Source organism: Sphingomonas sp. (assembly GCF_036731925.1).
GTDB lineage: Bacteria > Pseudomonadota > Alphaproteobacteria > Sphingomonadales > Sphingomonadaceae > Sphingomonas.
On record NZ_DAINDJ010000004.1, the window covers coordinates 42,623 to 60,291 of the forward strand.

The 17,669-nt window shown below is 67.5% G+C and carries 13 protein-coding genes; 5 read left to right on the plus strand and 8 right to left on the minus strand.

The window, feature by feature from the left end:
• Nucleotides 1–55: 55 nt before the first annotated feature.
• Nucleotides 56–1,441 carry a PQQ-dependent sugar dehydrogenase gene (locus tag V7E00_RS18860; RefSeq protein ID WP_333574203.1) on the plus strand — a complete coding sequence of 462 codons (1,386 nt, stop codon included), beginning with the start codon at nt 56–58 and terminating at the stop codon, nt 1,439–1,441.
• Between the two features lie 12 nt (nt 1,442–1,453).
• On the opposite strand, the gene V7E00_RS18865 is transcribed toward V7E00_RS18860, so the two are convergent.
• From V7E00_RS18865 to V7E00_RS18875, 3 genes are read right to left on the minus strand one after another with little or no spacing between them, the layout of a single operon-like run.
• Complete coding sequence (locus V7E00_RS18865) at nt 1,454–1,759, minus strand: polyhydroxyalkanoic acid system family protein (RefSeq protein ID WP_333574204.1); 306 nt, start codon at nt 1,757–1,759, stop codon at nt 1,454–1,456.
• Nucleotides 1,756–2,172, minus strand: a complete 417-nt coding sequence (locus V7E00_RS18870; protein ID WP_333574205.1) for a VOC family protein — start codon at nt 2,170–2,172, stop codon at nt 1,756–1,758. Before V7E00_RS18870 ends, V7E00_RS18865 begins: the two co-directional genes overlap by 4 nt.
• Nucleotides 2,173–2,211: 39 nt before the next feature.
• A complete protein-coding gene (locus V7E00_RS18875) occupies nt 2,212–3,009 on the minus strand; it encodes an aspartyl/asparaginyl beta-hydroxylase domain-containing protein (RefSeq protein WP_333574206.1) in 798 nt (265 codons plus the stop codon).
• Between the two features lie 184 nt (nt 3,010–3,193).
• Here V7E00_RS18875 and V7E00_RS18880 point away from each other — a divergent pair, with 184 nt between their 5' ends.
• Complete coding sequence (locus V7E00_RS18880; protein WP_333574207.1) at nt 3,194–6,061, plus strand: M16 family metallopeptidase; 2,868 nt, start codon at nt 3,194–3,196, stop codon at nt 6,059–6,061.
• Between the two features lie 57 nt (nt 6,062–6,118).
• On the opposite strand, the gene V7E00_RS18885 is transcribed toward V7E00_RS18880, so the two are convergent.
• The 5 genes from V7E00_RS18885 to V7E00_RS18905 all read right to left on the minus strand — a co-directional run bounded on the left by V7E00_RS18885 (nt 6,119) and on the right by V7E00_RS18905 (nt 14,457).
• Nucleotides 6,119–7,378, minus strand: a complete 1,260-nt coding sequence (locus tag V7E00_RS18885) for an aminotransferase class V-fold PLP-dependent enzyme (protein WP_443019223.1) — start codon at nt 7,376–7,378, stop codon at nt 6,119–6,121.
• Complete coding sequence (locus V7E00_RS18890; RefSeq protein WP_333574209.1) at nt 7,378–9,753, minus strand: TonB-dependent receptor plug domain-containing protein; 2,376 nt, start codon at nt 9,751–9,753, stop codon at nt 7,378–7,380. Before V7E00_RS18890 ends, V7E00_RS18885 begins: the two co-directional genes overlap by 1 nt.
• Nucleotides 9,754–9,889: 136 nt before the next feature.
• Nucleotides 9,890–11,674 carry an AMP-dependent synthetase/ligase gene (locus tag V7E00_RS18895; protein ID WP_333574210.1) on the minus strand — a complete coding sequence of 595 codons (1,785 nt, stop codon included), beginning with the start codon at nt 11,672–11,674 and terminating at the stop codon, nt 9,890–9,892.
• 47 nt (nt 11,675–11,721) lie between these two features.
• Nucleotides 11,722–13,440: a gamma-glutamyltransferase gene (gene ggt / locus V7E00_RS18900; RefSeq protein ID WP_333574211.1), complete on the minus strand. Its 1,719-nt coding sequence runs from the start codon at nt 13,438–13,440 to the stop codon at nt 11,722–11,724.
• Nucleotides 13,441–13,479: 39 nt separating this feature from the next.
• Nucleotides 13,480–14,457 carry a quinone-dependent dihydroorotate dehydrogenase gene (locus tag V7E00_RS18905; RefSeq protein WP_333574212.1) on the minus strand — a complete coding sequence of 326 codons (978 nt, stop codon included), beginning with the start codon at nt 14,455–14,457 and terminating at the stop codon, nt 13,480–13,482.
• A gap of 238 nt (nt 14,458–14,695) precedes the next feature.
• Between V7E00_RS18905 and V7E00_RS18910 the strand changes: the two genes are divergently transcribed.
• From V7E00_RS18910 to sufB, 3 genes are read left to right on the plus strand one after another with little or no spacing between them, the layout of a single operon-like run.
• Nucleotides 14,696–15,628: an AraC family transcriptional regulator gene (locus tag V7E00_RS18910; RefSeq protein WP_333574213.1), complete on the plus strand. Its 933-nt coding sequence runs from the start codon at nt 14,696–14,698 to the stop codon at nt 15,626–15,628.
• A gap of 43 nt (nt 15,629–15,671) precedes the next feature.
• The gene (locus tag V7E00_RS18915) at nt 15,672–16,187 is read left to right on the plus strand and encodes an SUF system Fe-S cluster assembly regulator (RefSeq protein ID WP_333574214.1); all 516 of its coding nucleotides are present in this window, start codon (nt 15,672–15,674) and stop codon (nt 16,185–16,187) included.
• Nucleotides 16,187–17,650 carry a Fe-S cluster assembly protein SufB gene (gene sufB, locus V7E00_RS18920; RefSeq protein WP_333574215.1) on the plus strand — a complete coding sequence of 488 codons (1,464 nt, stop codon included), beginning with the start codon at nt 16,187–16,189 and terminating at the stop codon, nt 17,648–17,650. Before V7E00_RS18915 ends, sufB begins: the two co-directional genes overlap by 1 nt.
• The last annotated feature ends 19 nt before the right edge of the window (nt 17,651–17,669 follow it).

Sequence of the window (17,669 nt, forward strand, 5' to 3'; positions counted from 1 at the left end):
AGCGGGGTCGCAGAATCGCATTGGCTTCGGCTGCGCCGCCCCCTATCGCTGGGGCATGCTCAAGCGCCTTCTGATCGCCCTCGCTATCCTGGTCGTCGCCGGTAGTGCCGCCTGGTACTGGCTCAGCCGCCCGGACGTCGCCACCCTCCAGGAGATCGCCGTCACCGGCCGCACGCCGGAGATCACCGAGCCGCGCTATCAGACGGTGCCGACCGTGGGCGTCGCAAAGGCGGTCGGCTGGCCGGCGGGCGCGATGCCGAAGCCGGCGGCGGGTCTCAAGGTGCAGGCCTTTGCGGACAAGCTTGCGCATCCGCGCTGGCTGTACCAGCTTCCCAATGGTGACATCCTCGTCGCGGAGACCAACTCGCCGCCGCGCGAAAAGGGCGGCATCACCGGCTGGGTGATGGGCATCCTGATGAACAAGGCCGGCGCGGGCGTTGCCTCCGCCAACCGCATCACGCTGCTGCGCGACAGCAATGGCGACGGCGTCGCAGACGTGCGGACCGTCTTCCTCACCGGGCTGAACTCGCCGAGCGGCATGGCGCTGGCGAACGGGTCGCTTTACGTCGCCAACACCGATTCGCTGGTCCGCTACCCCTATATCGAGGGGCAGACCAGGATCACTGCCGCACCGCAGAAGATCCTTGCGCTGCCCGGCGGGGGCAATCACTGGGCGCGCAACGTCGTCGCCTCGCTCGACGGCAAGCATCTCTATGTCAGCATCGGATCGGCCTCGAACATCGCCGAGGACGGGCTGGAGGCCGAAGGGCCGATCTACACGGCGGAGAGCCCGAGCCAGACGGCCGCAGCCGCCGCGCAGCCGACCAATCGCGCCGTGATCCTCGAGGTCGATCCCGAGCGCAAGACCAGCCGCATTTTCGCCTGGGGCATTCGCAACGCCAACGGCATGGCCTTCGAACCCAGGACGCAGGCGCTGTGGTCGGTGGTGAACGAGCGCGACATGCTCGGTTCGGACATGCCGCCCGACTATATGAGCCGCGTCGATCTCGGCGCCTTCTTCGGCTGGCCCTGGCAATATTGGGGCGGGTATGAGGACCGGCGGGTCGAGCCCGGCCGTCCGGACCTGCGCGAATATGTTCGCCGTCCCGATTTCGCGCTCGGCGCGCACACCGCGCCGCTGGGCCTGACCTTCGCGGATGGCGCGCGGCTGGGCGACGCCTATGCCAATGGCGCCTTCGTCGGCCTGCACGGCTCGTGGAACCGCCAGCCGCCTTCGGGCTACAAGGTCGTGTTCGTGCCGTTCGGCGACAACGGCTTCCCGGCCAAGGGCGCCAAGCTGCAGGATGTGCTGACCGGCTTCCTCAACGCCAAGGGAGAAGCGCAGGGCCGCCCGGTCGGCGTGATCACCGGCGCGGGCGGCGCGCTGCTGGTAGCGGACGATGTCGGCAACACGATCTGGCGGGTGATCGCGGCGCGCTGATCCGCGACCGCCTCAGGCGAGCAGCCGCGGGCCTTCCTTGGCCAGCATTTCGCGGATCTTGCCGGCGAACAGCGCGAGCATGCCGGGCAGCGCTATTTCCGCGTGAACCTGCGCATCCTGCACGTCGAGGCGGCTGACCACCTGCTGGCCCATCGCTGCGACGGTGAAATGCAGGCTGTCGCCCTCCCAGCGATGCTCGACCGTGGCCCCGCCGGGGATCTTGTCGGCAAGGCGGCCGATTTTCGAATCGATTCGCGCACGGGCGCCTGCGCGGCCGAGCTGGTGCGGAATGTCGACGCTGATCGTCTGCGGGATCATTTTGCGAATACCATGGCGTCATCGGCGAACGCCTTGAACTCCAGGGCGTTCCCGCTGGGATCACGGAAGAACATCGTCGCCTGCTCGCCCACCTGGCCCTGGAAGCGGATGTGCGGCGCGATGCCAAAGGCGATGCCGGCGGCTTCCAGCTTCGCGGCGAGCGCATGCCAGTCCTTCATCGTCAGCACCACGCCGAAATGCGGTACGGGCACGTCGTGGCCGTCCACCGGGTTGGTCATCGCGGCCGGCTTGGCGGCGGGATCAAGGTGGGCGACGATCTGATGGCCGAACAGGTCGAAGTCGATCCAATGCTCGGACGATCGCCCCTCGGGGCAGCCGAGCAGATCGCCGTAGAAGGCGCGCGCTGCGGCGAGGTCGTGCACCGGGAAGGCGAGATGGAAGGGGCGTGGCATGGGCCCATGCTTAGCCGCGCTCGGCGGCCCCTACAACGTTCAGGCGTCGGCCGGCATCTCGCCGCGATTCCAGCGGCGCAGATTCGCCCGCGCCTCCTGCACGAAGGCCGAGCGCCGCAGGACACCAAGCAGCGTGTCGGCGATCCAGCGTCCCGGATTGCGCAAGGGCCGGCGGAACTGGATGAGCAGCACGATGCGGGTATGGGCGCTGTCGTTCCACACCTCATGGTCATAGGTGTCGTCGAACACCAGCGTCTCGCCCTCGGCCCAGCGAACCGTGCGGTTGCCGACCCGCATCCGCACATCGCCGTCGCGCGGCACCACCAGCCCCATATGGCAGGTGATCAGCCCCTTGGTGACGCCGCGATGCGCCGGGATATGCGTGCCGGGTTCCAGGATCGAGAACATCGCGCTGGTCAGCCCGGGAACCTGCTCGATCAGCCGCGAGGTGCGCGGGCAGCGCGCGAGATTCTCGTCGACGCGGTAGCCATAGCCCCACAGGAACAGGCTGCGCCATTTGCCGAGCGGCGCGATCGCACGGTGATCGGGAGAAATGGCGGCGAGCGAAGGGGCACCCGGCTGGCAGGCGATCGCGGCGACAGCCTCGTCGCGAATGGCTTCCCAGTCGGCGCGCAGCACGGCCGTCCAGGGGAAGGCGCGCATGTCGAGCACCGGCGTGTTCGGCACCAGCGACGAGGTTGCGATCAGCCGGTCGAACGTGCCGCGCAGATGCTTGCCCCAGCGCAGCAGCAGCGGACGGGGACGCGCGCAAGATTCGGCGCGGAAGCGAGTCTCGCTCTTCCGTTCGATCGGCACCTCGCTGGTGGCAACATCCACGCGCAACTTCCCCGAACCTTCCGCGTTGGGCCCGAACTTCGGTGCTGCAACGCAACAATCTCCGCGTCCGGTCTAGGCGGTCACTTGGGTCCAAAACATGGCGGGTCCATGGATTCTTGTGGCGTACATCCGGCAGAAAGGTTGCCGGTGGCATGCCGCGCCACTCGCCTCTAGAAAGGGCTTCATGTTCTCACGTCCGCGCACGCCGCGCTTCGCCCTGCTTCTCCTCGCACTCGCTGCTCCCTCGCTGCCCACGCCGGTGCTGGCGCAAGGCCGGCCCGAGGGCGTTCAGACCGCCGAGGATCCCTGGCTCTACAAGGGCAGCGACCTCGTCCATGACGACAAGTGGAAGTTCGGCCGGCTTTCCAACGGTGTGCGCTATGCAGTGCGCAAGAACGGCGTGCCGCCGGGGCAGATCTCGATCCGCGTCCGCATCGACGCCGGCTCGCTGATGGAGCGCGATTCCGAACGCGGCTTCGCCCATCTGCTCGAACATCTCAGCTTCCGCGGCTCGACCTATGTGCCCGACGGCGATTCGAAGCGGATCTGGCAGCGCCTGGGCGTGACGTTCGGTTCGGACAGCAACGCTGCGACCACCTTCATCAGCACCACCTACAAGCTCGACCTGCCCAATGCGACGCCGCAGGGGCTGGACGAGAGCTTCAAGATCCTCTCCGGCATGATGGCCAACCCGGCGATCACGCAAGCCTCGCTGACCGCCGAGCGCCCGGTGGTGCTGGCCGAAGGCCGCGAGCAGCCCGCGCCGCAGAAGCGGATGCAGGATGCGCTCTACCAGCTGATCTTCGCCGGCCAGCTGCTCGCCGACCGCGAGCCGATCGGGACCGTGGAGGCGCTCAACGCTGCCACCCCCGCCAGTGTGCAGGCCTTCCATGATCGCTGGTATCGCCCCGAACGCGCCACGGTGGTCGCTATCGGCGATGTCGATCCGGCGGTGCTCGAGGCGATGATCAACAAGTATTTCTCGAGCTGGCAGGGCAAGGGCGAGGCGCCCAAGACGCCCGACTTCGGCAAGCCCGAGGCCGATCACCCGATCGCCGCCAGCATTGTCGAGCCGGCGCTCCAGCCGGTGGCGCTGATGGCGATCGTGCGACCCTGGACGGTCTATGCCGACACGGTGATCTTCAACCAGAAGCGCATGATCGACATGGCGGCGATCCGCATTCTCAACCGTCGCCTCGAATCGCGCGCGCGGTCGGGAGCATCGTTCATCGGTGCAGGGGCGGATCTCGACGATATCGCGCGTTCGGCCAACGTCACCACGCTCACCGTGCTGCCGACCGGCGACGATTGGGAAAGCGCGCTGCGCGACGTGCGCGCCACCGCCGCCGAGCTGATGGCCGCGCCGCCGAGCCAGGCCGAAATCGACCGCGAACTGGGCGAGATCGACGCGGTGATGCGCAACCGCATCTCCACCGCGCCGGTGGAATCGGCCGTGTCGCTGGCGGACGACCTCGTACAGGCGGTCGACATCAACGAGACGGTGACGACGCCCGAGGCCTCCTACGCGATCTTCAAGGGTGCGATCGCAGCCCGAATGTTCACGCCGGCCGCCGTCCAGGCATCGGCCAGAAAGGTATTCGAGGGCACGGCGATCCGCGCGCTGGTCAATACCCATGCGCCGGACCCGGACGTAGTCCGCAAGGTGACGACGGCGCTGCAGGCCGACGTGAAGGTTGCGGCGATGAAGCGCCGTGCGCTCAACGTGAAGTTCGATCAGCTGCCGCGCATCGGCGCGCCGGGCAAGGTGGTGGAGCGCAAGCGGGTGGACCCCGATCTCGCGATCGACCAGGTCACCTATGCGAACGGCGTCAAGCTGCTGATGCGCGAGGACACGTCCGAAACCGGCAAGGTGTGGGTCAACATCCGCTTCGGCCGCGGCCTGCGCGCAATGCCGGGCGACAAGCGCGTGCCGGGCTGGGCGGGCAAGACGGCGCTGATGGCCAGCGGCATCGGCAAGTTCGGCCAGGAAGAGCTCGACGCACTTACCGGCAACCGTCAGATCGGCCTGGGCTTCGACATCGAGGAAGACGCTTTCGTCTTCCAGGCCCAGACCAACAAGGACGATCTGGCCGATCAGCTCCGCCTGTTCGCGACCAAGCTGGCTGCACCCGGCTGGGATCCCAACCCGATTACCCGCGCCAAGGCGGCGACGCTCGCCTCCTATGCGGGCTTGTCGGCCTCGCCCGACGCGGTGCTCGGCCGCGACCTGGACGCACTGCTCCACGACGGCGATCCGCGCTGGGGCGTGCCGAGCCGCGAGGAAGTGGCGGCGCTCACCCCCCAGGCGTTCCGCGCCTTCTGGGAGCCGTTGCTCCAGACCGGGCCGATCGAGGTGGAAATCTTCGGCGACATGAATGCCGATGCGACGGTGCAGGCGGTGGCGGCGAGCTTCGGCGCGCTCAAGCCGCGTTTGGATGGAAAGGAAAGCGGCGCCCCGGTGCGCTTCCCCGCGCATGTCACCACGCCGGTGGTGCGCACGCACACCGGCGCCGTGGACCAGGCCGCGGCAGTGATCGCCTGGCCCACCGGCGGCGGCACTTCGGGTCTTGCCGAGAGCCGCAAGCTCGAGATTCTGACCGCGGTGTTCCGCGACCGGCTGATCGAGCAGCTGCGCATCCAGGCGGGCGTGAGCTATTCGCCCAATGTGATGAGCGACTGGCCGCTGGGCCTGCCGAGCGGCGGCAAGCTGGCCGCTTTGGGCATGGTGCCGCCGGACAAGACCGACTTCTTCTTCAAGCTCGCCCGCGACATCGCGGCGGACCTGGTGGCGAAGCCGATCGATGCCGACGAGCTCAACCGCGCGCTAAGCCCGCTCAAGCAGCAGCTGCTGCGCATGTCGAGCGGCAACATGTTCTGGATGAGCCTGGTCGAGGGCGGCACCCAGGATCCGGCGCGGATCGCGGGCATGCGCAGCCTGGCGAAGGACTATGCGGCAACCATGCCCGCCGAACTGCAGGCGCTGGCCGCCAAGTATCTGCGGCCGGACAAGGACTGGACCATGGTGGTGGTGCCGGAAAAGGCCGCGAAGTAACACCGACAATACGAAGAGAGGCCGGGGGCGAGCGGATCGCCTCCGGCCTTTTTCGTGTCAGCCGCGCGCGAAGCGGACGAGGTCGGGCAGCGCCTCGGCGAGGCGGTCCATGTCGGCCATGCTGTTGAACAGTGCGGGCGTGACGCGCACGCAGGCGCCGCCGGCGATCCCGTCGCGGTGGACGGTGAAGATCCTGTGCTGGTCGAGCAGGCGTGCCGCGAGCCTGGCATTGGCTTCGCTCGTCACCACGCCGCGCACCCGGAACGAAGTGATCGCGCCGTGCGATGCCGGATCGTCAGGCGTCAGCACCTCGATCCCGTCGATCTGCCGCGCGCGCATCACCCAGCGGTCCCGCAAGGCGCGCAGCCGCTCGGCCCGGCGGGTGCTGCCGATCGCCTGCTGGAACGCCAGTGCGGTCGGTACGGTCATGCTTGCAGCGAAGTCATAGGTGCCGAGATGCACCTTGGAGAACAGCGTGTCCGGCCCGCCCGCCGCATTGGCGGGGTGGCGGTCGATCTTGCCGAGCGCCGCCTTGCGGACGTGGAGAAAGCCGACGCCCAGCGGCGCGCCGAGCCATTTATGCCCGTTGACCGCAACGAAGTCGCAATCGAGATCGGGCACCGCGAAGTCGAGCTGGCACCAGCTGTGCGCGGCATCGACGATCACGTCCGCGCCCTTCGCCCGTGCCAGCGCGGCGATCTCGCGCACCGGCAGCACCAGCCCGGTGCGGTGGCTGAGATGCGTCAGCAGGATCAGCTTCAGCCGAGGATTCGCGGCGAGCGCGGCCGCATAGGCGTCGATCACCGCCTGGCGGGTCGCGGGTTCGGGCAGGTCGATCTTGACCAGCTGCACCCCACGCGTGCGGACGAGGCTCGCCATGCATGCCTGGGCGCTGTCGTAATCAAGGTCGGCGATCAGCACCGCATCGCCCGGCTGGAGCCGGTTGTAGCCGAGGATCAACGTCTCCAGTGCCTCGGTGGCGTTGCGCGTGAGGACCAGTTCGTCCGGCGCCACGCCCATGGACGCCGCAGCCCGGTCGCGTACCGCCATCAGATCCTTGGTCAGCCCCCGGCGGGCATAGAAGCTGGTGTCGCGGTTCACCCGGGCGAGCTGCGCCTGATAGGCCTCGAACACCGGCCGGGGCATCATTCCCCAATTGCCGTTCTCCAGCTGGATCACGTCCGTGGGCGGCGTGAACTGCGCCGCGATGCTGCGCCAAAAGGGGTCGTCGTCCATTGCCCATGCTCCGCTGGAAAGGCCGAGGGCGGGGAGCACTAGGCTCCCCGCCAATATCGAACGACGATCCACGCGGTGCATCAGAAGCGCAGCTCCAGCCGGCCATAATACTGGCCGCCATCGGTATCATAGGGGGCGTTGCGCGAGTAGATCAGGCCGCGATTGGCCTGGTTGGTCGCCTCCGCCGGATAGGTGTCGAACAGATTCTCGGCGCCGGCGCGCAGCGTCAGCGCCTTGGTGACGTGGACGCTCACCGAGGCATCGAAGAGCGCGATGCCGCCGAAGCGCTGGAACAGCTCGCCGGTCGCATTGCCGGTCACGTCGGTCCAGGCGCCGTAATAGCGGCCGCGCAGCATCACGCCGACCTTGCCGAGATCATAGCCGAGCGTGCCGGTCGCGTTGTGCTGCGGCAGGCGCTCCTGGAAGATGCGGCGCTGGGTATCGTTGGCGATCGACGCGCTGTTGCCGCCGCGCACCTCCGTGCGGTTATAGTTGTAGGCGAGGCTGACGTTCGCCTTGCCCGGGCCGACCTGGCGCGCATAGCTCACCACCACGTCGACGCCGCGGGTGCGGGTGTTGAAGTCGTTGGTGAAATAGCTGACCGAGGTGAACCGGTCCGGGTTGGCGAAGGTCGCCGGCACCGCAAAGGTGGCCGACTGGCCGAAGCGATCGTCGACGTCGATCTGGTAGAGGTCCACCGTCGCGCCCAGGCCGAAATCGGTCTGGCCGACCAGGCCGGCGGTCAGCGTGCGGGACTTTTCAGGCTTGAGCGGCTTGGCGCCCAGCGCCACCGCGATCGGATCGGTCGGCGACAGGCGGCCCTGGTTGAACACCTGCAGCGTCTTGGTGTCGAGGCCCTGCGTCACCTGGCGGGTGTTGAGCTGCGCCGGGGTGGGCGCGCGGAAGCCGGTGGAATAGGTCAGTCGCGCGGCGAGGCCGTGCACCGGCTCGAAGCGGCCGGCCAGCTTGTAGGTGAAGGTGTCGCCAAACGCCGAGAAATCCTCGTAGCGGCCGGCGGCGCCGAGCGTCACCTTCTGGATCGGCGCCCATTCGAGATCGACATAGCCGGCAACGCTGCGCTGGCTCCACTGGCCGGCCTGTGCCGGGCTGAAGCCGGGGAAGCCGTTGGAGTTGGGGGCGAGGCCGGTCGCCGCGCCCGGGCCGACCGCGTAGGAGGCGGGGTCGCCGGTGCCGACGCGATAGGTCTCGACGCGCCGCTCACCGCCGAACGCGACGTTCACCGGATCGCCGAGGCCCACCGGCAGGCGGTAGACGAAATCCGCGTTGAGGTTGAACTCGCGCTGGGTCAGGCGGCCAAGATAGAAGCTGGTCGGGCTGTTGGGCCCCAGCGAGGCGTTGAGGCTCTCGCCCAGCGTATAGTCGATCCGGCTTTTGCCCTGCGAGACACTGAGGTCGTAGTGGAAGCGGTCGCTGGCGTCGCCGCGTACGCCGCCCACCGCCTGATGATCGGCGAAGCGGGTGCCGAAGCGCGGGGTGAAGCCTGCGGGATAGAGCTTGGCGAAGGAGAAGCCCGGGAACGCGCTGCTCGCGCCATAGACCGAGGCGGTGCCTGCGGGATTGCGCCAGTTGAAGTCGGTCACGCCCTCGCCGCTCTGCGCGGTGCCGAAGGCGTAGAGCGTCGCGCCCTCGACCAGGTCGACATGCGCGTTGACTGATCCGGCGATCCGCTCCTGATCGGGCTGGCCCCAGCGCTGCACCGGGTTGGGCAAAGCGAGCTGCGGGTTGGCGGCCTGGAAGGCGATCGCGTCGGGACGCTGGCGGGTGCGCGAGGTCGCCTCGGCATGATCATACTGGCCGGTGAAGACGATGCTGCCGCGATCGCCCAGCGCGATGCCGCCGCGCAGGCCGCCCTGATATTCGTTGCCGTCGCCGGCATAATAGCTCGAGGCCTGGCCATAGGCGGACATGCCGGGCTTGTCGTCGAGCAGCATGTTGATCACGCCCGCGATCGCATCCGAGCCGTACTGCGCCGAGGCGCCGTCGCGGAGCACCTCGACCCGGCCGATACCGTGGGCGGGGATCGCGGCCAGGTCAGGCGCCTGCGCGCCGCGCGTGCCGAGCAGCGCCGAGCGGTGGAAGCGCTTGCCGTTGACCAGCACCAGCGTCTGGTCGGCAGACAGGCCGCGCAGCGTCGCCGGGCGGACGAAGGCCTGGCCGTCGGCGGCGGGGAGGCGCTGGACGTTGAACGAGGGCAGCAGCTGCGCCAGCGTATCGTTGAGGTCCCCCGAGACGCTCGATTCGAGCATCGCGTTCGACAGCACGTCGACAGGGGCGAGCGTGTCGAACTGGGTGCGTGCGCGCTCGCGGGTGCCGGTGACGACGATCTGCTCGTCGCTATCCGGCGTGGTGGCGGTGTCCATCTGCGCCTGGGCGAAGGCGGCGGGCATGCAGGCGAGCTGCAGCGCGATCAGCGCGCTGCCGGTGCGGAACTTCATCGGTTTCCCCCTTGGTGGCCGGGGCGTCCTGCGGACGCTTCTCAGGCCGGGCGGCTAAACGTTCGCAATGACGCCGCGGCGACAACATCAAGACCGTTTGATGAAATACCAATCTATACCCAAATCGGGACGGCGCTCAGTACAGCCCGTCCAGCCGCTCCGCATAGACGGCCTTCAACACGTGCCGCCGGATCTTCATGCTCGGCGTCAGCTGCTCGTTCTCGATGGTGAACGCCTCGTCGGCGAGGATGAACTTGCGCACGCGTTCGATCACCGAAAGGTCGCGGTTCACCCGTTCCACCGCCGCGCCGATCGTTGCCTTGAAATCGGCGTCGCGGGAGAGGTTGCGGAACTTGCAGGGCGTCGCGGTCTTGGCGCAGAATTCCTGCACCCATTCGGGATCGGGGACGATCACCGCGGTCATATAGGGGCGCTTATCGCCATAGAGCATTGCCTGCAGGATCTCCGGCTGCAGCGTCAGCATGCCCTCGATTTTCTGGGGGGAGACATTGTCCCCCTTGTCGTTGACGATGATGTCCTTCTTGCGATCGGTGATCTTGATGCGACCCTTGGCGTCGATCTCGCCAATGTCACCGGTGTGTAGCCAGCCGTCCTTCAGCACGCGCTCGGTTTCGGCCTCGTTGCGCCAATAGCCGTGCATCACCAGTTCGCCGCGCACCAGGATCTCGCCGTCCTCGGCAATGCGGACCTCGACGTCTTCCATCGGCGGGCCAACGGTGTCCATCTTGAGGCCGACCTTGGGGCGGTTGCACGAGATGACCGGCGCGGATTCGGTCTGGCCATAGCCCTGAAGGAAAGTGAGGCCGAGCGATTCGAAGAAGATGCCGACTTCCGGGTTGAGCGGCGCGCCGCCCGAGACCAGTGCCTTGATTCGGCCCCCGAAGCGCTTGGCGAGCTTGGGGCGCAGTGTGGCGTTCAGCAGCAGGTTCATCGGTGCGTCGGCAATGCCGGACTTGCCCGCCGCCTTGCGCCCGCCGATCGCCACCGCCTTCTCCAGCAGATAGCTGGCGAAGCTCCCCTGCTTCTCCACCTGCTTGGTGATGCGGGTGCGCAGCACCTCGAACAAACGGGGCACCACGACCATGATCGTCGGACGCACTTCCTCGATGTTCGAGGCGAGCTTCTCCAGCCCTTCGGCATAATAGATCTGCCCGCCCAGCGCGATCGGGAAGAACTGGCCGCCGGTATGCTCATAGGCGTGGGAGAGCGGGAGGAAGGATAGGAACACCTCGTCCTCCCAGCCGAAATCCTCTGAGATGATCGTGGTGCAGCCCTGGCAATTGTGCAGGATCGCGCCGTGATGCTGCATCACCCCGCGCGGCGATCCACCGGTGCCGCTGGTGTAGATGATGCAGGCGAGGTCCTCGCGTCGGAACGTCGCCTGGGCCGCGGCGGTTGCGGCATCGGTGGGGTGCGCGGCGATCAGTTCGCGGAAGTCGTGGACCTCCAGCGTGCCCTGCTGGCCGAGACGGACGTCGTCGATGCCGATCACGATCCGCCCCGCGGAGGAGCGGAGCATCGCCGGCAGCAGCGTCTTGGCGAGCTTGGTGTTCGAGACGATCACCGCACAGGCGCCCGAATTCTCCAAGATGTGCTGGTGGTCGCGTTCGGTGTTGGTGGTGTAGGTCGGCACCGTCACGCAGCCCGCCGCCATGATCGCCAGGTCGCTGATGCAGAATTCGGGCCGGTTCTCGCTGACCAACATCACCCGGTCGCCCGGCTTGAGGCCCAGTGCCTTGAGTGCGGAGGCGAGGCTCGCCACCTGCCGCGCGGCTTCCGCCCAACTGGTCGGGTGCCATGTCCCGCCGGCCTTGTGCCACAGGAACGGCGCATTGCCCTTCTCCGCGGCTCGCGTGAAGAACATCGCCACCAGATTATCGAAACGTTCGAGCTTGCGCATTCTCTCTCCCCAGCGAGCGCCGCGTTCTATCCTGCGAGCGTCCCGCGTCATTCCGAGGGGCGGTTGGGCGTCGCGCCCACCCGCCGTATAACCGTTGTCGAGCCGTCCTGCTCCATGGCCACGCCTTCGCTGCGCGGATCCGCGGCGCCGACCCAGCGACCGCCGATCCGCTCGATCGCATTGGCCTTGAGGCCGAGCGGGGCCGAGCGAACGTCCTCGCCCAGCGCTCGCAATGCCGGCAGCAGGGTATCGAGCTGGGTGCCTTGTTCGGCAATGCCGGTCTTGCCCGGAGCATAGAGCAGGCCGAGGCCGATTGCGTCCTGCGCCGAAAGCTTCCAGTCGATCACCCCGACGATCGCCTTTGCCACCTGTGCGATGATCGTCGACCCGCCCGCCGCGCCCACCGCGAGGCGCACCTTGCCGTCGGGCCCGAACACTATTGTCGGCGCCATCGAGCTTCGCGGCCGCTTGCCGCCTTCGACTCGGTTGGCGACGAGATTGCCGTCCTTCACCGGCACGATGTCGAAATCGGTCAGCTGGTTGTTGAGGATCATGCCGTCCACGGTCAGGCCGGAGCCGAACGGCCCCTCCACCGTCGTGGTCACTTCGACCACATTGCCGGCGCCGTCCGCCACGGCGAGATCGGTGGTGCCGGCGACTTCCTGCACCCTGGCGGGCACGCGCTTCGGTGCGCCCGGCGGCGTGCCCGCGGCGATGCTCGCCATCGTCCGCGCCGGATGGATCAGCGCCGAGCGGCTGGCCAGATAGCGGCGGTCGAGCAGGCCCTTCAGTGGTACGGCTACGAAATCCGGGTCGCCAAGATAGAGGTCGCGATCGGCATAAGCCAAGCGTGAGCTTTCGGCGAAGAGATGCCAGGCCGTCGCCGAGTCCTTGCCGAGCTTGGCCATGTCGAAGCGTTCGAGCTGCGCCAGGATCATCAGAACCGTGATCCCGCCGGAGGAGGGCGGCCCCATCGAGCAGACCTTGTAGCTGCGATAGTGCCCGCACAGCACCGGCCGCGCCTTGGCATCATAGGCGGCGAGGTCACCCGTGGTCATCTTCGACGGGTTGCGTGCTGCGCCGTTGACCGTGGCGACCAGCTTCGCCGCCTGTGGGCCGACATAGAAACTGTCCGGCCCCTGGGTGGCGAGACGCTCCAGCAGCGCCGCCTGCTCCGGGTTTCGGACCTTGGCCCCCGCCGGCAGCGGCGCGCCATCGGCGCCGAAGAACAGCGCGCGATAGGCGGGATCGACATGGCCGGAGAAGCGGGCAAGCGAATTGTTGAGCCGCGGCGTCACCTCGAATCCGTCGCGGGCAAGGCGAATCGCGGGGGCGAACAGCCTCGCCCAGGCGAGCTTGCCCGAGGTGCGGTGCGCCAGTGCCATCGCGCGTACCGCGCCCGGCACGCCGACGCTGCGCCCGCCCGGAACCGCCGCGAAATGGCTGAGCGGCTTGCCCGCCGCATCGTAGAACCAGTGATCGTCGGCGGCCATCGGCGCGGTCTCGCGGCCATCCACCGTCGTCATTGCCTTGGTCTTGGCGTCGTACAGCACCAGGAAGCTGCCGCCGCCCAGCCCCGAGCTCTGCGGCTCGACCACGCCTAGCGCCAGCATCGTCGCGATCGCCGCGTCGGTGGCGCTGCCGCCTTCGCGCAGGATCTCGACGCCGGCGGCGGCGGCGCGGGGATCGGCCGCGCTCACCATGCCCTGGGCATGGGCGAGCAGCGGCGTGAACAGCAGGAGGAGCAGCGCGACCGTTTTCTTCATGCGCCTAGGGGTAGCGCGCTTTGCCCCATAGGCAAGCGATCAGGCGAGCGCCCTTGCGATGCTGCGTGCCAGGCCGGGGCCGCGATAGACCAGCGCCGAATAGACCTGCACCAGCACCGCGCCGGCGTCGATGCGTCGCTTCGCTTCGTCCGGCCCGTCGATTCCACCGGCCGAAATCAGCGGCAGCTGCCCACCGGAGATCTCGCCCGCCTCGATCAGCTTGGCGCGCGCCAGTTCCTTGAGCGGCTTGCCCGACAGGCCGCCCACCTCGCTTGCGTGGGGAGACCTGAGCGGCGGTCGCGAAATCGTGGTGTTCGAGACGATCAGCGCATCGACATGATGGTCGATCGCGGCGCGCACCGCGCCCTCCAGCCCGGCGCGATCGAGGTCAGGCGCGACCTTCAGGAACAACGGGATGCTCCCCCGGGCCTCGTGCGATGCCGCAAGCAGCTCGTCGAGCGCGGGCCGCGATTGCAGGTCGCGCAGGCCCGGGGTGTTGGGCGAGCTGACGTTGATCGTGATATAGTCCGCGTGGCGTGACGCCTTGGTCACCCCCAGCGCATAATCGGCGACGCGATCGGTCGAATCCTTGTTCGCGCCGACATTGATGCCGAGCACGCCGGGCCGCTTCTTCAATGCCGCGATGCGGGCCAGCGCCGCATCGATCCCGCCGTTGTTGAAGCCCATGCGATTGATCACCGCTTCGTCTTCGACCAGCCGGAACAGGCGGGGCCGGGGATTGCCCGGCTGCGGGCGCGGGGTGAGCGTGCCGACCTCGACCGCGCCGAAGCCCAGCCCGAACAGGCCGGCGATCGCCTCGGCATCCTTGTCGAGCCCTGCAGCCAGCCCGACACGATTGGGGAAGGTGACACCTGCAAACGTGACCGGCGCCGCCGACTCGGGTCCGCCGCCCAGTGGGGTGCCAATGCTGCCCCACAACGCGAGCGCGCGAATCGCCGCGCGATGCGCCTGCTCCGGATCGAGAGAATAGACCGCGCCGCGAAAAATCTTGCCCATGGATCCGCTCATGCATCGCTAGGCAAACGTCGTCAAAGGCCGGAATGTCGATTCCGTACAATACCGGGGCTCCCGAATCGGGTAGAGCATCCCTGCGACCCGAGGGGTTCCGCTTAACGGGGGGAACCCTTTCCTTTTGGCCCGGCCGGGCAACCGGCCGGGCCTCTTTTCCGTTGCGCTTTTCGCGCGGCCATGCTCTCGCTGTGCGACGAACCGAAGCACAGGGGAACAGCTTCGCATGCGTGGCGCCGACGAGGGCCAGGTGGCGGTTGCAGCGCGCAGTCGCGCCGGGGCACGCCGACCATTCGACATCCTTTTTCAACCGTCCGCCGGGCGGCTGATACCCCATGTCGAAAGCTTTTATCTCGCGCATATCGACGCGCCGTGCATCGAGGGCGTCGAGCGCGTCGACCTGGGGCAATGGCGCTTCTGCCTGGAGGGCGGCGGCGAGGTCGTCTTCCCGGACGGGCACCGGGAGGCGACGCTGCCGGTAATGGTCAACGGCCCCGGCACCGCACACTGGACCTACCGGATCGATGGGCCGTTTCGCTGTTTCGGCCTGTCGCTGCGCGGCATCGGCTGGCGGACGCTGATCGGCCGACCGGCGGATCAGGTGGCGGACCGGCTGGTGGACGGCGGCGAGATCTTCGGGCCGGAGATCCACGCGCTGCATGCGCAACTGCGCCAGCTCGACACGCTGGAGGAGATGGTGGCGCTCGTCGAACCGCTGCTGATTCGCAGGCTGGATGCCGCGCGGCGGGTGCCGCGTGCGCATATCGCCTTCCTGCGCATCGTGCGCGAATGGGCGGCGTCCGGTGATCCGACGATCGACATGCTCTATGAGGCGATGGAAGCGGAAACCGGCATGGGCCAGCGGCAGGTGCAGCGGCTCTGCAAGGAATATTTCGCAGGCCCGCCCAATCACCTCCGGCGCAAGTTCCGCGCGATCGGTGCCGCGATGCGTATCCATCAGGGCGCGCCGCTGGACGAGGTGATGGCGCCGTTCGCCGACCAATCGCACATGATCAACGAGATCAAGCACTTCACCGGTCAGACCCCGGGGTCGCTGCGGGACGGCATCGATCCTGTACTGGCGGCGACGCTGGAGAACGAGAAGTTCCACTTTCTCCCGGATGTGATCCCCGAGACAGTTGACCTGAGCGGCCACTAGGCCCACATGCCCAATCGGATCAACTTTGTCTGATTGGGAGTCGATGCGTCTTTCGAGCCTTGCCGACTATGCCGTAGTGATGCTGGCCGCCGCCGCGCGCCACTGCGGTGCGTCGTGCCGGCTGAACGCTACGCTGCTTGCGGGTGAAACCGGACTGCCGCTCCCGACCGTACAGAAGCTGGTGAGCAAGCTATCGGCCGCCGGCCTGATCGAGAGCGCGCGCGGCACCGGTGGCGGCTTCAGGCTTGCCCGGCCGCCCGCGGCGATCAGCCTTGCCGATATCGTCGAGGCGATCGAAGGACCGATCGCGCTGACCGTTTGCGTCGACTCGGCCCGGCATGACTGTGCAGTGGAGGGCGCCTGTCGCGTGAAGCCGCACTGGGGCGTGGTGAGCGATGCGGTGCGATCTGCCCTTGCTCAGGTGAGTCTCGCCAGCCTCAGCAATCCCCCGGTGCTTGCGGCCGCGCCTGCGCCGGTGCATGGGCGCGAACCTTCCCGAACCGACCTTTCTTCTTCTCCTTCTCCGGCGCTTGTCGGGGAAAGCCAGGTATCTTTCTGATGGCCACCAAGAACGCAGAGGCGCTCGCCGCCGCGAACAAGAAGTATGAATGGGGCTTCGCCTCGGACGTCGAACAGGAGTTCGCGCCCAAGGGGCTGAGCGAGGATACCGTTCGCTACATTTCGGCGAAGAAGAACGAGCCGCAGTGGATGCTCGACTGGCGCCTGAAGGCGTTCCGCCTGTGGCAGACGCTGGAGGCACCGGACTGGGCCAAGCTCAACGTGCCGCCGATCGACTATCAGGACGCGTATTATTACGCCGAGCCGAAGCAGAAGAAGACGATCACGAGCCTGGACGAACTCGATCCGGAAATCCGCCGGACGTACGAGAAGCTGGGCATCCCGATCGAGGAGCAGAAGGTGCTCGCCGGTGTCGAGGGCGCGCGCAAGGTTGCCGTCGACGCGGTGTTCGATTCGGTTTCGGTGGCGACGACCTTTCGTGCCGAGCTGAAGGCGGCGGGCGTCATCTTCCTGTCGATCAGCGAGGCGATCCGCGAATATCCCGAGCTGATCCAGAAGTGGCTGGGCAAGGTGGTGCCGCAGCGCGACAATTATTTCGCGACGCTCAACAGCGCGGTCTTCTCCGACGGCACCTTCGTCTATGTGCCGGAGGGCGTCCGCTGCCCGATGGAGCTTTCCACCTATTTCCGCATCAATGCGGAGAATACCGGCCAGTTCGAGCGCACGCTGATCGTCGCCGACAAGGGGGCGTACGTCTCCTATCTCGAGGGCTGCACCGCGCCGATGCGCGACGAGAACCAGCTGCACGCGGCAGTCGTGGAACTGGTTGCCCTCGACGACGCCGAGATCAAGTACTCGACGGTCCAAAACTGGTATCCGGGCGACGAGAACGGCGTGGGCGGCATCTATAATTTCGTCACCAAGCGGGCGCTGTGCCAGGGCCGCAACTCCAAGGTGAGCTGGACCCAGGTCGAGACCGGGTCGGCGATCACCTGGAAATATCCGAGCTGCGTGCTGGCGGGCGAGAACAGCGTCGGCGAATTCTATTCGGTGGCGGTGACGAACAACCGCCAGCAGGCCGATACCGGCACCAAGATGATCCATCTGGGCAAGGGCAGCCGCTCGACCATTGTGTCGAAGGGCATCTCGGCCGGGCGCAGCGACAACACCTATCGCGGTCTCGTCCGGGTGGCTGCGAGCGCGGAGAATGTCCGCAACTTCACCCAGTGCGACTCGCTGCTGCTTGGCGACCAGTGCGGCGCGCACACCGTGCCGTACATCGAGGTGAAAAACCCGAGCGCCCAGATCGAGCACGAAGCGACCACCAGCAAGATCAGCGACGACCAGCTGTTCTACGCGCTCCAGCGCGGGCTGGACCAGGAAGCCGCAGTGGCGCTGATCGTCAACGGCTTTGCCCGCGAAGTGCTGCAGCAGCTGCCGATGGAATTCGCGGTCGAGGCGCAGAAGCTGCTCGGCATTTCGCTCGAAGGGTCGGTGGGGTGATTCATCCCGCCGCCTCCGC

Bases quoted from the DNA above. Each gene is read 5' to 3' on its own strand.
- V7E00_RS18860 (WP_333574203.1), top strand. From the start codon at position 56: ATGCTCAAGCGCCTTCTGATCGCCCTCGCTATCCTGGTCGTCGCCGGT.
- V7E00_RS18865 (WP_333574204.1), bottom strand. From the start codon at position 1,759: ATGATCCCGCAGACGATCAGCGTCGACATTCCGCACCAGCTCGGCCGC.
- V7E00_RS18870 (WP_333574205.1), bottom strand. From the start codon at position 2,172: ATGCCACGCCCCTTCCATCTCGCCTTCCCGGTGCACGACCTCGCCGCA.
- V7E00_RS18880 (WP_333574207.1), top strand. From the start codon at position 3,194: ATGTTCTCACGTCCGCGCACGCCGCGCTTCGCCCTGCTTCTCCTCGCA.
- V7E00_RS18885 (WP_443019223.1), bottom strand. From the start codon at position 7,378: ATGCACCGCGTGGATCGTCGTTCGATATTGGCGGGGAGCCTAGTGCTC.
- V7E00_RS18890 (WP_333574209.1), bottom strand. From the start codon at position 9,753: ATGAAGTTCCGCACCGGCAGCGCGCTGATCGCGCTGCAGCTCGCCTGC.
- V7E00_RS18895 (WP_333574210.1), bottom strand. From the start codon at position 11,674: ATGCGCAAGCTCGAACGTTTCGATAATCTGGTGGCGATGTTCTTCACG.
- ggt (WP_333574211.1), bottom strand. From the start codon at position 13,440: ATGAAGAAAACGGTCGCGCTGCTCCTCCTGCTGTTCACGCCGCTGCTC.
- V7E00_RS18905 (WP_333574212.1), bottom strand. From the start codon at position 14,457: ATGGGCAAGATTTTTCGCGGCGCGGTCTATTCTCTCGATCCGGAGCAG.
- V7E00_RS18910 (WP_333574213.1), top strand. From the start codon at position 14,696: ATGCGTGGCGCCGACGAGGGCCAGGTGGCGGTTGCAGCGCGCAGTCGC.
- V7E00_RS18915 (WP_333574214.1), top strand. From the start codon at position 15,672: ATGCGTCTTTCGAGCCTTGCCGACTATGCCGTAGTGATGCTGGCCGCC.
- sufB (WP_333574215.1), top strand. From the start codon at position 16,187: ATGGCCACCAAGAACGCAGAGGCGCTCGCCGCCGCGAACAAGAAGTAT.